This window comes from Pseudotabrizicola alkalilacus (assembly GCF_003443995.1).
Lineage (GTDB): Bacteria > Pseudomonadota > Alphaproteobacteria > Rhodobacterales > Rhodobacteraceae > Pseudotabrizicola > Pseudotabrizicola alkalilacus.
Map to the genome: position 1 here is coordinate 491,411 of NZ_QWEY01000001.1, position 13,609 is coordinate 505,019.

The window sequence follows — 13,609 nt, forward strand, 5'->3', positions numbered from 1 at the left end:
ATGCGCCTTTTCCTTGTGCTTTTTACACTTGTTGCTCCGTCCGCTGTTCTGGCCGAAGCATTCCAGCGCCCGATCCCGCAGCCGCAGACAGCCGAGGCCGAACTGGCCTATCTTGCCGCCTCGCTGATTTTCCTCGCCGCGCTTGTCGCTGTGCAATGGCTGGTCAGTCGCAGATGAGCCTCGGGCGGCTGACGTTGATGCTGTATCCGTTCGGGGCGGGGGCGATGGCCGTGAACCTGTTCTTTGCCTCGCTGATCTGGTCATGGGTGGGCTGGCCTGTGCTGACGCCGGTACAGGCGCTGGCAGGCGGTCTGGTGCTGGGTGTTCCGGTAACAGTGGCCTTTGCGCGCCATATCCGCGCCCTGATGGCAAAGGCAGACCGACAGCCATGATGGCCTGGACGGAGTTTGCGCTGGCCTGGCTGATGTTCCTGCTGTCGCATTTCCTGCCGTCGCTGGGTCTGCGCGACAGGTTGATTGGGGCGATGGGGCGTCGCAGCTATTTTGCGGTTTATGGGCTGGTATCGGTGCTCAGCCTTGTCTGGCTGATCGGTGCCGCCGCACGTGCGCCGTATCTGGAGCTTTGGTCGCCTGAACCCTGGTCCCGTTGGGTGCCGGTCCTGATCATGCCCTATGCGATTTTTCTGGCGACTTTTGCCATCGGAAGCCGATACCCCTTCACGCTCGGTGGTCGTCGCGCAGCGTCGTTTGACCCTGCATCGCCAGGACTTGCCGCGCACAGCCGCCATCCTTTGCTTTTGGCGCTGGTGCTGTGGTCCGGCGCACATCTGCCCCCAAATGGCGATCTGGCACATGTGCTACTGTTTGGCAGCTTTGCCGCACTTGGTCTTGCCGCAATCCCGATGTTCGACCACCGCGCGCGCATGGCTTTGACTGCCGACGAAACCGCAGCCATGTTTCGCGCGGCCCCGATCCTGTCGCTGAAGGTGTGGATCACGGGCGCATGGCTTTGGGCGAACCGCAGGCCGCTTTTGTGGCGCATGACAGGGTCGGCGTTTGTGGTTGCGCTGATCACCCTCGGCCACGGACCCGTCATCGGAGTCTCGCCCTTGCCGTAACGTCAGGAGTTCGCCGCCTTGCTTTGCAGGTTTCAGCTGCCGTGAATGCGGGCCCCTGCGACCCACGTGGCGCGGATGGCGCGGTCGTCGCCCATCATGATGGTGGGGAACAGCGCCTGCCAGATGTCGTCTGCGCGGCGGGTGGCCTGTTCGATGGCGGGGGTCGAGGCGAGGTCGACGATGACCAGATCCGCCTCCATGCCTGGCGCGATGTTGCCGATGAGGGCATCGGCGTGCAGGGACCGGGCGGAGCCTTGCGTGGCCAGCCACCACAGTTCGGCCGGATGCAGGGCGCGGCCTGCGAGCTGGCCGACCTCATAGGCGGCGGCCATGGTGCGCAGCATTGAAAACGACGAGCCGCCGCCGGTGTCGGTGGCAAGGCCGATGCGCTGGCCTGCGGCCTTCAGCCCGCCCATATCGAACAGGCCGGAGCCGATGAAGGTGTTCGAGGTCGGGCAATGGATCAGGCTGGCCCCGGCCTCCTTGAGCCGGGATTTTTCCCGCTCGGTCAGGTGGATGGCATGGCCGTAGATCGCGCCTTCGCGCAACAGGCCCTGGGATTCGTAGGTATCAAGGTAGTCGCGCGACTGGGGGAACAGGTCTTTGACCCAAGCGATTTCATCGGTCTGTTCCGACAGGTGGGTTTGCATCAGGCACTCCGGATGCTCGCGCCAGAGCGTGCCGAGCGCGTGCAACTGTTCGAGCGTCGAAGTCGGCGAAAAGCGCGGGGTGATGACGTAGGAGGCGCGACCCTGTCCGTGCCATTTGTTCAGGAGCCGCTTGCTGTCGTCGTAGGCGGATTGCGGCGTGTCGCGCAGACCTTCGGGTGCGTTGCGGTCCATACAGGTCTTGCCGGCCCAGACCCGCTGGTTGCGGGTGGCGGCGGCGGTAAAGAAGGCATCGACGCTTTCGGGGTGGATGGTGCAATACGAGCAGACCGAGGTGGTGCCGTTCGAAACTGTCAGGTCGAAGTAGCGGTTTGCCACGTCTTGCGCATAGGAAAGGTTCGAAAACCGCATTTCCTCGGGGAAGGTGTAGCTGTTCAGCCAGTCGATCAGGCGCTTGCCCCAGGACGCGATGATGGCGGTTTGCGGGTAATGCACATGGGCGTCGACAAAGCCGGCGCTGATCAGGCTGCGGCCGTAATCGGTGACGCGGGCTTGTGGGTACTGGCGGCGCAGTGCCTCGGCGGTGCCGACGGCGATGATCTTGCCCGCGTCGATCACCAGCGCCTCATCCAGCCGGGCGGCGCTGAGGCCGTGGTCAAAGGGATCGGCGGTGAAGTGGAGCACCTGGCCCAGCAAAAGATCGCTCATGGTTGTCCCGCCGTTGGTTGACTGTGATTTGCGCAGCCTATCGTCTTTCATCCTTTGGGTAAATTTGCGAGGTGCCCCCTGTTTGCCGGAAACAGCTTTCGCTACTGTCGGGGTAATCGGACGGGGTTGGTATGGCAGATGATGGGCGCAAGGACGACGAGGATGGGCTGGACACGCGCCGCGTGGCCGCCATTCTTGAGGCCGTAGAGGCAGGTGATACGTCGGAGCTGACGCGGCTGCTGCAACGGATGCATGCCGCCGACGTGGCCGACCTTTTGGAACAGATCAGCGGCGAGCAGCGCCGGCAGTTGCTGGCGATGTGGTCGGGCGAGATCGACGGCGACATCCTGTCGGAAATCTCGGATGCGATCCGCGAAGAGGTGATTGAATCGCTGCCCGCATCGGTGGTGGCCGAGGCGATGCGCGATCTGGATACCGACGATGTGGTTGATATCCTTGAGGATCTGGAAGAACCCGCGCAAGAGGCGATCCTGTCGACGCTGGACAAGGCGGACCGGCTGGCGGTGGAGCAGGCGCTGGCCTATCCGGAATATTCCGCCGGGCGTCTGATGCAGCGCGAAGTGGTGACCGCGCCCGAGCATTGGACCGTGGGCGAGATGATTGACCATCTGCGCTCGGTCGACTGGCTGCCGGATCAGTTCTACCATGTGATTCTGGTCGATCCCCGACTGAAGCCGGTGTCTTATGTGACGCTGGGGCGGCTGTTGTCGGCGCGGCGCGATGTCGGGCTGAAGGCGATTGTTGAAGAAAGCTTTCGCATCATCAAGGCTTCGGACGCCGAGGCGGATGTCGCCTATCTGTTCAACCAGTATCACCTGATTTCCTGCCCGGTGGTGGATATGCATGGCCGCCTGGTCGGTGTGATCACCATTGATGACGCGATGAACGTGCTGGACGAGGAGCATCAGGAAGACATGCTGCGTCTGGCCGGGGTCAGCGATGATGCCAGCGTGGCCGATGGGGTGTTTGAAACCTTGCGCGGCCGGTTGCCCTGGTTGTTCGTGAACCTGCTGACCGCCAATCTGGCGGCCTTTGTGATCTCGCGCTTCGAGGCGACGATTTCGGCGATTGTGGTTCTGGCGGCGCTGATGCCGATCGTCGCCTCGATGGGCGGCAATGCGGGGACGCAATCGCTGACCGTGGCGGTGCGGGCGCTGGCGACGCGGGATCTGACCTCGTCGAACGCGCTGCGGGTGGTGCGCCGTGAGGCGACAGTGGGTCTGCTGAACGGTGCGGTGTTCGCGGTGCTGATGGGGCTGGTGGGCTGGCTGGTGTTTGGCTGGCCGATGCTGGGGCTGGTGCTGGGAATCGCCATGATCATCAACCTGTTGGTGGCGGCTTTGGCCGGGGTGGTTGTACCGTTGACGATGAACAAGCTGGGGGCCGACCCGGCGCTGGCGTCGGGAACTTTTGTGACCACGGTGACGGATGTCGTGGGGTTCTTTGCTTTTCTGGGGTTGGCGTCATGGATGCTGTTGTAAAGGCTGCGGCCCGACAGGCCGCCTTTGCCGTGCGCAAGGCGGCCTTTGCCGCCGGTCAGGGGCAGGCGGCGGAGTTGCTTGCGGATGTGCTGGCGGCGTATCGCGGCGCTGTGCTGGCCGGCTATATGCCGATGCGGACCGAGATTGACCCCTTGCCCGCAATGGCGGCGCATCAGGGACCGGTCGGGGTGCCGGTGATTCCGGGCGCGGCACAGCCGTTGCGGTTTCGCGAATGGTCGACAGGGTGCGCGATGGTGGCGGGGGCGTTCGGCGCGCTGATCCCGGAGGAGGGTGCTTGGCTGGAGCCGGAGGTGCTGATCGTGCCGCTGCTGGCCTTCGATGCGCGCGGCTATCGGCTGGGCTATGGCGGCGGCTTTTATGACCGCACGCTGGAGGGCTTGCGCGCGCGGCACAAGGTGCTGGCGGTGGGCTTTGCCTTTGCGGCGCAGGAGGTGGAGGCGGTGCCGATTGATGCGACCGATCAGCGGCTGGATATGATCGTGACCGAGCAGGGGGTGCGGCGGTTCTGACCGGCGCGCGCGTTTTCTGCGAAAACGCGTTGGGGCGAATTTTCTGCGAAAATTCAGGAAGGAGATCCTTCGCAGAAGGATCGTATCGGGATTTTTCGCAGAAAAATCGTCAGCGTGCGATTTTCTCTTCGCGCACGAACATGTTTTCCCAGGCGCGGTCGATCAGATCGGGGCGCATCTGATAGGCGATGCCCTCGAACTCGCAGATGGCGATCATCTGGTCGATCAGAAACGTCGGCTGGTAGTTGGCAAAGTTGTTCTGGATGGTCGGGTATTTGGTTTTGAGCATGTGCAGCAGCGTTGCCTCATCCAGCGGCATCTTTTTCTTGCGCGCGACCATGGCGAAAATCTTCAGGAACATTTCCTGATTGGGGCCATCGACCTTGATCTTGAAAAAGATCCGGCGCAGGGCCGCGCCGTCAAAAATCTCATTCGGGTGGAAGTTGGTGGAAAAGATCACCAGCGTGTCGAAGGGCACTGTGAATTTCTCGCCCGATTGCAGTGACAGGATATCGCGTGCCTCTTCCAGCGGGACAATCCAGCGGTTGACCAGCTTTTGCGGCGACTCGGCCTGGCGGCCAAGGTCGTCGACGATAAAGATCCCGCCCGAGGCCTTGAGCTGCAGCGGGGCCTGGTAGGTGCGGGCGACGGGATTGTACTTGAGATCCAGCATGTCGAGCGTCAGCTCGCCGCCGGTGATCACGGTCGGGCGATCGCAATAGACATAGCGGGTGTCGAACCGGCCCGAGGTGCGGCGCAGGGCGTTCGGGTCATCGACCGACTCTTCGGCCGAGGAATGCACGATGGGATCATAGACCGTGATCACCTGACCGGAATAGGCCAGGGCGCGGGGGATATAGATCTTGTCCCCCATTGCGGCGCGGATGCCGTTGGAGATCGAGGATTTGCCGTTGCCGGGCGGACCATAAAGCAGGATCGACCGGCCCGAAGTGATGGCCGGGCCGAGGTTGCCCAACAGGTCGGGCGGCAGGATCAGGTGGCCCATCGCCCCCATCAGCTGCGCCCGGGTCAGCCGGATGTTACGCACCGATTGCCGTTTCATCTGCACAGCATAAGACGCCAGCGGCACCGGCATGGCCCCGAAATATTCCGATTGCGACAAGGCATCCAGCGCGCGCGCTTTGCCCGCATCCGTCAGTTGATAGCCCATTTCATTGCCGGAGGTGGCGTGCAGCGTGCCCGTCGCCTCGATCAGCTTTTGCCCGCGGGCGATGTCGATCAACTCTTGCGTCAGCTGTGGCGACAGGGCGATCACGCGGGCAATGTCTGACACCAGGTCGATGTTCATGCGGAAGACAGTCTTCAACAGGATGTCGCGCATCATGACCAGCGACAGGCCGGTTTCGGCCAGCGACTTTGGCGCCGGCGGGGCTATCACATTCGGTGTGATCGGCATGTTCATGCGGGGCACTCGGGTTAAAGGACAAGGAACGGGCGGCTGGGGGTAAATCCCGCCCGCTGGCCGGAGCCTGTCCTAGAATGCACCCGAAATTGTGAGCAAAAGATGGAAAATCAGTGTTCCGGCGAGGGCGAGGCCCATCGGAAAATCCTTGCTGGTCCAGCTGACCCAATCCGGGGTGGCGCGGCGGACAAAACCAAGCGTGCGGATGGTGCGATGCGCGATAAAGGCCGTGATCAGACAGCCTGCGGCAATGACAAACACGCTGCGCCAGTCAGCCCCGACGAAAAACGGTGCCATGGCGGTGGCGAATTTCGCGTCGCCCCCGCCGACCAGACGCATGGCATTGGCGACAAAGCCCACGACCAGCGTGACGGCCGCCAGCGCCCAGCCCCAGGCCCAGGAGGCAAAGGGCAGGCCCGTGAGCCAGACCGCCGCCAGCCCCACCACCAGCCAGACCGCCAGCAGGGCCATCATGCATGTGTTGGGGATTTTCATGAACTTCATGTCTGACCATGCCACCCAGCCCCCGATGGCAAGGGCAAAGGGCAGAAAGGCGATGGCGGCCCCGACAGTCAGGGGGGCGAGGGTCGGAAGAAACTCCATGCCTCAGGCCTCCAGTGCGGCCAGCGCGCGGGCGGCGGTCTCAAAGTGCTGCGGATGGGTCTCGACGGCTTCGCGCAAGAGCTGCTTGCCGGTGCTGACATCGCCCTGTTTGATCGCGGTCAGCGCCATGGTGTAGAGGAGTTCGGCCTTTTCCGACTGGCTCATCTTGACCACGGGCAGTTCGTATTTGCGCTGGGCACCACGGGCCAGAACCAGATTGTTCTTGGTGGTGAACATGGTCGGGTCAAAGGTCAGCGCCTGCACGAACAGCCGCTCGGCGCCGGGGGCGTCGCCCCGGGTCAGCTTGGAAAAGCCCCAGTTGTTCAGCACGCCAGAGGGTTTGGTGGTGAGACCGGCGGCGATTTCGTAAAAGCTGTCGGCCTTCTTCCAGTTCTTCTTGCTGTCGGCGACCATGGCTTCCAGCCGGTAGCGTTCATAGGTTTCGTGGGTTGGCGGAACCTTGTTCAGCTCGGCTTCGGCGGCGGGCCATTCATTGGCGCGGATCAGGGCGTCGGCCAGCGACACGCGGTCATCATTGGTGACCTGCGGATGGGCAATGACGGTGCGCCACACCGAGGCGGCTTCGGTCGGACGACCGGCGCGGACCAGCGATTTGCCAAGGCCGCGTTTCAGGTCGATCCGGTCAGGGTTCTGTTCGGCGGTGCGCTGGAAGTAGTTCACGGCCTCATCCGGATCGCCCACGGTGAGCATGATGTCAGAGAGGTTGGATTCGTCGATCACGTTCACGTCTTTCAACGCGCGCTGCACTTCGGCATCGGCTGATCTTTGGCAAGCGCTCAGAACCACAGCGCCCGAAAGGCACAGTGCCACAACGATCTGTCGGCGCATTTATGCGTCCTTTTTGACTGCTCCGGCCCTTGCCCCGTTACAGTTCGGACAACAGCTCATAGGTGCTGTAGCCGCGCCGGACGAGGGTGAACCGTGATGTTTCCTCGGGGACAACATACACAGCATCTTCGCTTTTTGCGATGGCACGCATCAGGTTTTCACGGATCATGTCCGTTTGGCCACTATCGGCCGCAAAAGCGCGCTGAAAGAACAGCCGCGCCTCGCCATAGGTGCCGCGTTCCATCAGCACGACGCCCAGATTGTTGAGCGCGGGGACGAAATTCGGGTCTTCGCGTACGGCGTCGCGCAGCAGCTTTTCGGCCTGATTGAGCCGGCCCAGATGCAGGTTGGCCGAGCCGAGTGCCGAGAGCACATCGACGGTAAAACCCTGCTCGCCCGCGGCGCGCAGATAGGCCTTGAGCGCAAGGTCGTATTCGGCAGCCGCCATCAGCCGGTGGCCGACGATCAGCCCGTCAACCGACTCTTCACGCGGGTTGACCCCAAAGGGAGAGGTGCGGGTGCTGTCAGCCTGACCGCCAAACAGCCCAGCACCGCCGGTGGAGCCACAGGCGGCGAGGCAGAGTGTCAGGGCCAGAGCGGGGCCTGGATGAAAACGGATGTGCGGAATCTCAGCCTCCACCCCCCATCTGACCGGCGAATTTGGCAAGCGAGGGTCCGATCAGAATAACCAGAAGCGGCGGCAGGGTGAAGAGCATTGTGCCCAGAGTCAGCTTGGTCGGGATGGTGTTGGCCTTTTCTTCGGCGCGCATGATGCGTTTGTCCCGCATTTCCGACGAATAGACCCGCAGCGCATCGGCGATCGAGGTGCCAAAGCTGGCAGACTGGATCAGCGTGGTCACGAAAGAGGTGATGTCGGGCAGGCCGACCCGTTCGGACAGATCGCGCAGAACGGTGACGCGTTCTTTGCCGGCCTTGACCTCTTGGGCCACGGTTTCAAATTCTTCGGCCAGAGCGGGGTAGTCGTTGCGCGCCTCGTTGCCGACGCGGATGATGGATTGGTCGAGTGATTGCCCGGCCTCGACGCAGACCAGCATCATGTCGAGCGCATCGGGAAAACCTTCGGTGATCTGCTGCTGGCGCATGCCGATGCGACGGGTGACCCAATAGACCGGGGCGTAATAGCCGATGGCGGCGGGCAGGATGGTGTAGAGCACCATCATCTGCGTGGTCATCTCGGTCTGGGTCGATTTGAGCAGGGCATAGAGCATACCCAGCACCAGCACCCCGATGCCCAGCGAAAATTGCGAAAAGTGGAACAGCCGCACCGCGTTTTTGCCGCGATAACCGGCGCGCAGCAGCTTGAGCTTGGTCGCCGACAGTTCTTCGGCGCTTTGCGGTTCAAGATAGGTGGCAAAGCGTTCCAGTTTGTCGGCCTTGGACGGGCCGCCCCGGCGCAGCTTTTCGACCGCGACGGTCTTGCCGGTGCGCAGGGCCCGGATGCCGTCGAGCGGGTCTTTTTCCTTTTTCAGCATCGAGGGCAGGGCGGCGACGATCAGCACGATGCCAAAAAAGCCAAGTGCCAGCAAAGGCCCCATTTCGCCCAGCGTATCGGTCAGCATCGTATTGATCTGGTTGATGATTTGCATGGCCTGCCTCAGACTTTGATCGTCGTCATGATTTTCATGTAGATGATGTTGAAGGTCAGCATGACCGCGACAAAGATGCCCGCCGGGACAAAGGCGGTGGAATCCTTGACCTCTTCGTAATAGTTCGGATCCACGATGTTGATCCCGACCAACGCGACCAGCGGAAAGGCCGACAGGAACATGCCGGACCATTTCGCCTCGGCGGTGATGGCCTTGACGCGGCGGAACAGTTTGTAGCGGGCGCGCACCACTTTGCCCAGACCTTCGAGGATTTCGGCAAGGTTGCCGCCCGATTGCTGCTGAATCGCGACGGCGACGGCCAGAAAGCGCAGATCCTGATTGTCCATCCGTTCGGCAAAGGATTTCAGGCTGTCGGCAACGTTGCGGCCATAGGCAGCCTCATCGGCGATCAGGCCGAATTCGGTGCCCAGCGGATCGGGGACTTCCTTTGCCACGATGCCGATGGCCGAGGCAAAGGGGTGGCCGACGCGCAAGGAGCGCACCATCAACTCCACCGCTTCGGCCAGCTGTTCCTCCATCATGCTGACGCGTTTCTTGGCCTTTTTGTTGACCCAGAAATACACACCGCCCACACCCATGATGGCCGCGATGGCGATGCGGACCGGGGTATCGACGGCGGTGCCGATGGTCAGGCCGACAAAGGCAAAGACGCTGACCAGCGCCATGATGCCGATCAACTGTTTGGGCGAAAACGCGATGTTGGCCTTTTGCGCCTTGTCCGCCAGCAGCGAATACAGCGGTATCCCGCGTGATGACATGTGCTGGCTCATCTCCTTGCGGAGCTGTTCCAGAACCTGTTCGCGGTTGCCGTTTTTCTGCATCAGCGCCAGACGGCGGCTGACGCGGCTGTCCATGCTGATGGATTTGCCGAACACGGTCAGGTACAGGCCTTCGACCAGCACCACGACGGCTACGAAAATCAGAATGTAGATCAGCGGTGCGGCTGAGATTTCCATGGTGCTGACCCTTACACGATCGGTTCGTAGATGGATGCCGGAAGGTCATAGCCCCACTGGCGGAAGCGGTCGGAATAGGCAGACCGGATGCCGGTGGCGTTGAAGCGGCCGATGATCTTGCCATTGGGTTCGGTGCCAAGGCGTTCGTAGCGGAAGATTTCCTGCATCGAGATCACCTCGCCCTCCATCCCGGTGATCTCGGTGATGCTGACCATGCGACGTGAGCCGTCCTGCAAGCGGCTGGCCTGTACGATCAGGTTCACAGCCGAGGAAATCTGGCTGCGCATCGCCTTGATGGGCATTTCGATGCCCGACATGGCGATCATGTTTTCCAACCGGCTGATGCCATCGCGCGCCGAGTTGGCGTGGATCGTGGTCATCGACCCGTCATGGCCGGTGTTCATCGCCTGCAGCATGTCGATGACTTCTTCGCCACGGGTTTCGCCGACGATGATCCGGTCGGGGCGCATCCGCAGTGCGTTGCGCAGACAGTCGCGTTGGGTGACGGCGCCCTTGCCCTCGACGTTGGGCGGGCGGCTTTCCATGCGGCCGACATGAACCTGTTGCAGCTGAAGTTCGGCGGTGTCTTCGATGGTCAGGATGCGTTCGTCGTTGGCGATGAACGATGACAGCGCGTTGAGCGTGGTGGTCTTGCCTGACCCCGTGCCGCCCGACACGATCACGTTCAGCCGGGTGGCGACGGCGGCTTGCAGATAGGCGGCCATTTCTTCGGTAAAGGCACCGAATTTCACCAGATCGGAGATGGCGAGCTTGTCTTTCTTGAACTTGCGGATCGACACCAGCGAGCCATCGACGGCCACCGGCGGCACCATGCAGTTAAAGCGCGAGCCATCGGCAAGGCGGGCGTCGCAATAGGGGTTGGATTCGTCGACCCGGCGACCCACGGCAGACACGATCTTGTCGATGATCCGCAGCAGGTGGCGTTCGTCCTTGAAGGTGATGTCGGTCAGTGTCAGCTTGCCGCCGCGTTCCACAAAGATGCGCTTGGGGCCGTTGACCAGAATATCGTTGACGGTATCGTCCTTGAGCAGAGCCTCCAGCGGGCCAAGGCCCATCACCTCATCGTACAGTTCCTGGTGCAGGATCTGGCGGTCTTGCGCGTTGAGCGCCACGCTCATCTCATCCAGCGCTTCGGCGGTGATCGAGGCGATTTCCTGTTTCAGGCTGGCCTCGGACGCTTTTTCCAGCGCCGACAGGTTGAGGTTATCGAGCAGGCGCTTGTGCAGCTCGACCTTGAGCTCCATCAGCTTGTCTTTGCGCTTTTTCTCCTTGTCCGCTGCCAGTGCTTCGGCCGGAGTTTTCGGCGGCGGGGCGGCGGGGGCGGGGCGCGAGATTGCAATCGGTTTGGCTGTGGCGGCGGCCAGCGGGGCCACCGGACCGGATGAGGTCACGGGTTTCAACCCGGCGGGTGCCGGGCCGGTCTCGGGTTTCTTGAATCGCGAAAACATCGTGGTGCCCCCTTGGCCCGGTCAGGCCTTGCCTGTCTCCACGCCCTTGTTCAGGTCGTGCAGCGATTTGGCGAGTTTCTGGATTTCCTTGCGCAGCGGATTCTTTGCGGCGGTCTCAGACAGGGGCAGGCCATGGTCATTGGCCTGCGTGACCTGTGCGCTGCCATCGGGCAGTTGCACCTCGATGGCGATGTCCAGGCTTTCGGCCATGCGTTTGACGCGGCTTTTGCCCGACAGATCGGTGAATTTCGGTGCGCGGTTCAGCACATAGCGCAGCTTTTCATGCGGCAGCGCCTCGGCCTTGAGCGCGCGGATCAGGCGCAGCACGTTCTGTGCCGAGCGCAGGTCAAGCTCCAGCAGCGCGAAATAGACATGCGCGCGCGTCAGGACGGATTCGGTCCAGGCGACGATGGTTTTGGGCATGTCGATGATGACATAGTCAAAATTCGCCGCTGCCATGTCGATCACCCGGCCAATGTCTTCAGGCCCCAGAATGTCGAGCGGCAGCATGTCGGCAGGTGCGGTAAAGACATGCAGACGCTCGTTGAAGGTCAGCATGGATTGCAAAAAGGTGTCGCTGTCGATGTTGGCGGTATCGGACAGAACCTCGAACACAATCTCCTTGCGCGGCAGGTCCAGATAGGTGGCCGCAGAGCCGTATTGGAAATCAAGGTCCAGCAGACATACGCGCGGGGCGTCGGTTTTGGAGATGGTCGCCAGTTCCCAGGCCAGATTGACGGCAAAGGTCGATGACCCGGTGCCGCCGGCCAGACCATGCACCGGCAGGACCACGCCTTCGCGGTCGCCCTTGGCCTTGAACTTCGGGGTGGCGACGGCCTCGGTCTCGGCCGGGGGTTCGGTCACCACCTGTGCGGCAATACGGACCGGCTCGGGCTTGCGCAGGCGTTCGATGGCCTCGTTCAGCGCACCATCGGGCAGCGGATAGGGCACAAAATCATCAGCCCCAAGTCGCAACAGCTGGTGCAGGGCAATCGGGCTGAGCTGATCGGCGATCAGCACCACCTTTATGCTGCGCGCCTTGGCCGTGCGGATGATGTCCGAGATCCGGGTCAGATCGGCCTCGTCCTCGGCATCAACGGCGATGGCGACAAATTCTAGTGTGGAGGCTTCGGGCTGACCCAGAAACAGCAAGGCATCGTCAAAGGAAAGATCCCCCCAGCTTTCGCCAAGGGCGTTTTCCATGTCGTCGATCAGCATTTCGAAGTTCTGCACATCCCGGGAGATGGTGCAGGCTAAGATCGGCGCGGGATCGGGTTGCAGGGTTGCCACACTCGTCATCTCGTCTCTTGTCCTTCCAGAAGACGACTCACAGGGCAGGGTATCGGCAACATGCTGACACCACAGAAAAATTGCCCCGGAACCGTGCAGGGGCTGCCCCCCGCGACTGTTTCCATTGGCCAAGGAATGCTGGGAAATGGTGGCAGGATTGGGGCTAAAAGATCGTGATTCTTTGATTTCTCGCGGGCGGGTGCGGTCTGTCGGTCGCAACAGAGGCCCTATAGGATACAGGGGGCAGACTTGCTGCCCCCTGTATGGGTCGGGTCCGGCCAGATAATCCGGCGCTTTGCAGTGGCGTTACTCGCCCGGATTGACCTGCGTTGTGATGGTGCTGTTGACCGGGTGAGGCCGGGCAGCACTCTCGACATATTCGCGGAAGATCACTTCGGCATATTTTCCATTCAGCGGCGCGCTGCTGCGTTTGTGGAAGCCTGCCACCTCGGTCACGGTGCGGCGGTTGGCCTCTTCTGGCCCTTGCGTCGCCACAACGGGGCGGGTCTTGCCGTACGACACCAGCGCCTCCAGCCGGTTGCGGCTGATGCCCTGGCTGGCAAAGAACGCCACCACAGCTTGCGCCCGGCGTTTGCCAAGCGTCTGGTTGTAGCTGTTGGAACCGACCAGATCGGTGTGGCCATAGACCGAGAAACGCAGTTCAGGGAACTGGCGTATCCAGTTGGCCTGTTGCGCCAGAACGCGCCGCGCCTCGGGGGTCAGCACCGCGCTGTTGAAGGCGAAGGTGACCGTGCTGGGCACCTCGGCCTGAAAGCGGGTGTTCAGCTGTACCGTGGCGTTGATTTCGCCCGACATGATGCCTGTGTTGTTGCGGGTCACCGCGCCATAGCCGTTTTCGTCAATCTCGGAGCCGAGTTGCTTGTCAAAGCCGGGCGAGGCGGTGCAGGAGGCCAGAGCGGCGGTCAGCAGCAGGGTGATCAGGGCTGTGGATGTCTTGAGCATGG

15 protein-coding genes are annotated in these 13,609 nt (G+C 62.1%); 5 read left to right on the forward strand and 10 right to left on the reverse strand.

Going from position 1 to position 13,609, the window contains the following annotated elements; all coding sequences use genetic code 11:
- The 3 genes from D1012_RS22775 to D1012_RS02415 are packed head-to-tail and all read left to right on the forward strand — an operon-like array spanning position 1 to position 1,078.
- Entirely contained in the window at positions 1-177 is a 177-nt protein-coding gene (locus D1012_RS22775) for a hypothetical protein (RefSeq protein WP_199489426.1), read from the forward strand.
- The gene (locus D1012_RS02410; protein ID WP_118149714.1) at positions 174-392 is read left to right on the forward strand and encodes an NnrT protein; all 219 of its coding nucleotides are present in this window, start codon (positions 174-176) and stop codon (positions 390-392) included. Before D1012_RS22775 ends, D1012_RS02410 begins: the two co-directional genes overlap by 4 nt.
- Positions 389-1,078, forward strand: coding sequence for an NnrU family protein (locus D1012_RS02415; RefSeq protein WP_118149715.1), 690 nt, complete (start codon positions 389-391; stop codon positions 1,076-1,078). The genes D1012_RS02410 and D1012_RS02415 overlap by 4 nt, the downstream gene beginning before the upstream one ends.
- Before the next feature lie 32 nt (positions 1,079-1,110).
- Here D1012_RS02415 and guaD read toward each other — a convergent pair whose 3' ends face one another.
- Positions 1,111-2,394, reverse strand: coding sequence for a guanine deaminase (gene guaD / locus D1012_RS02420; protein ID WP_118150037.1), 1,284 nt, complete (start codon positions 2,392-2,394; stop codon positions 1,111-1,113).
- A gap of 131 nt (positions 2,395-2,525) precedes the next feature.
- Between guaD and mgtE the strand changes: the two genes are divergently transcribed.
- A complete protein-coding gene (gene mgtE / locus D1012_RS02425; protein WP_118149716.1) occupies positions 2,526-3,896 on the forward strand; it encodes a magnesium transporter in 1,371 nt (456 codons plus the stop codon).
- Complete coding sequence (locus D1012_RS02430) at positions 3,881-4,426, forward strand: 5-formyltetrahydrofolate cyclo-ligase (RefSeq protein ID WP_118149717.1); 546 nt, start codon at positions 3,881-3,883, stop codon at positions 4,424-4,426. Before mgtE ends, D1012_RS02430 begins: the two co-directional genes overlap by 16 nt.
- Positions 4,427-4,535: 109 nt before the next feature.
- On the opposite strand, the gene D1012_RS02435 is transcribed toward D1012_RS02430, so the two are convergent.
- The 9 genes from D1012_RS02435 to D1012_RS02475 form a co-directional block, all read right to left on the reverse strand.
- On the reverse strand, positions 4,536-5,849 hold the full coding sequence (locus D1012_RS02435; protein ID WP_435530892.1) for a DUF8689 domain-containing protein: 1,314 nt from the start codon (positions 5,847-5,849) through the stop codon (positions 4,536-4,538).
- 72 nt (positions 5,850-5,921) lie between these two features.
- Entirely contained in the window at positions 5,922-6,452 is a 531-nt protein-coding gene (locus D1012_RS02440) for a prepilin peptidase (RefSeq protein WP_118149718.1), read from the reverse strand.
- 3 nt (positions 6,453-6,455) lie between these two features.
- Positions 6,456-7,301: a tetratricopeptide repeat protein gene (locus D1012_RS02445; protein WP_118149719.1), complete on the reverse strand. Its 846-nt coding sequence runs from the start codon at positions 7,299-7,301 to the stop codon at positions 6,456-6,458.
- 37 nt (positions 7,302-7,338) lie between these two features.
- Complete coding sequence (locus D1012_RS02450) at positions 7,339-7,920, reverse strand: tetratricopeptide repeat protein (RefSeq protein ID WP_435530897.1); 582 nt, start codon at positions 7,918-7,920, stop codon at positions 7,339-7,341.
- Positions 7,921-7,930: 10 nt separating this feature from the next.
- The gene (locus tag D1012_RS02455) at positions 7,931-8,908 is read right to left on the reverse strand and encodes a type II secretion system F family protein (protein WP_118149720.1); all 978 of its coding nucleotides are present in this window, start codon (positions 8,906-8,908) and stop codon (positions 7,931-7,933) included.
- A gap of 8 nt (positions 8,909-8,916) precedes the next feature.
- Positions 8,917-9,885: a type II secretion system F family protein gene (locus D1012_RS02460; RefSeq protein ID WP_118149721.1), complete on the reverse strand. Its 969-nt coding sequence runs from the start codon at positions 9,883-9,885 to the stop codon at positions 8,917-8,919.
- Positions 9,886-9,896: 11 nt separating this feature from the next.
- Positions 9,897-11,354: a TadA family conjugal transfer-associated ATPase gene (locus D1012_RS02465; protein WP_118149722.1), complete on the reverse strand. Its 1,458-nt coding sequence runs from the start codon at positions 11,352-11,354 to the stop codon at positions 9,897-9,899.
- A gap of 21 nt (positions 11,355-11,375) precedes the next feature.
- On the reverse strand, positions 11,376-12,653 hold the full coding sequence (locus D1012_RS02470) for a CpaE/TadZ family protein (protein ID WP_118149723.1): 1,278 nt from the start codon (positions 12,651-12,653) through the stop codon (positions 11,376-11,378).
- 297 nt (positions 12,654-12,950) lie between these two features.
- Positions 12,951-13,607, reverse strand: coding sequence for an OmpA family protein (locus D1012_RS02475; RefSeq protein WP_118149724.1), 657 nt, complete (start codon positions 13,605-13,607; stop codon positions 12,951-12,953).
- Between the last annotated feature and the right edge of the window lie 2 nt (positions 13,608-13,609).

What these genes read in the sequence shown, in the direction of transcription:
- D1012_RS02475 (WP_118149724.1), bottom strand. Translation starts at nt 13,607, where the DNA reads ATGCTCAAGACATCCACAGCCCTGATCACCCTGCTGCTGACCGCCGCT.
- D1012_RS02455 (WP_118149720.1), bottom strand. Translation starts at nt 8,908, where the DNA reads ATGCAAATCATCAACCAGATCAATACGATGCTGACCGATACGCTGGGC.
- D1012_RS02460 (WP_118149721.1), bottom strand. Translation starts at nt 9,885, where the DNA reads ATGGAAATCTCAGCCGCACCGCTGATCTACATTCTGATTTTCGTAGCC.
- D1012_RS02470 (WP_118149723.1), bottom strand. Translation starts at nt 12,653, where the DNA reads ATGACGAGTGTGGCAACCCTGCAACCCGATCCCGCGCCGATCTTAGCC.
- D1012_RS02430 (WP_118149717.1), top strand. Translation starts at nt 3,881, where the DNA reads ATGGATGCTGTTGTAAAGGCTGCGGCCCGACAGGCCGCCTTTGCCGTG.
- D1012_RS02445 (WP_118149719.1), bottom strand. Translation starts at nt 7,301, where the DNA reads ATGCGCCGACAGATCGTTGTGGCACTGTGCCTTTCGGGCGCTGTGGTT.
- D1012_RS02440 (WP_118149718.1), bottom strand. Translation starts at nt 6,452, where the DNA reads ATGGAGTTTCTTCCGACCCTCGCCCCCCTGACTGTCGGGGCCGCCATC.
- D1012_RS22775 (WP_199489426.1), top strand. Translation starts at nt 1, where the DNA reads ATGCGCCTTTTCCTTGTGCTTTTTACACTTGTTGCTCCGTCCGCTGTT.
- D1012_RS02410 (WP_118149714.1), top strand. Translation starts at nt 174, where the DNA reads ATGAGCCTCGGGCGGCTGACGTTGATGCTGTATCCGTTCGGGGCGGGG.
- D1012_RS02435 (WP_435530892.1), bottom strand. Translation starts at nt 5,849, where the DNA reads ATGAACATGCCGATCACACCGAATGTGATAGCCCCGCCGGCGCCAAAG.
- D1012_RS02465 (WP_118149722.1), bottom strand. Translation starts at nt 11,354, where the DNA reads ATGTTTTCGCGATTCAAGAAACCCGAGACCGGCCCGGCACCCGCCGGG.
- mgtE (WP_118149716.1), top strand. Translation starts at nt 2,526, where the DNA reads ATGGCAGATGATGGGCGCAAGGACGACGAGGATGGGCTGGACACGCGC.
- D1012_RS02415 (WP_118149715.1), top strand. Translation starts at nt 389, where the DNA reads ATGATGGCCTGGACGGAGTTTGCGCTGGCCTGGCTGATGTTCCTGCTG.
- guaD (WP_118150037.1), bottom strand. Translation starts at nt 2,394, where the DNA reads ATGAGCGATCTTTTGCTGGGCCAGGTGCTCCACTTCACCGCCGATCCC.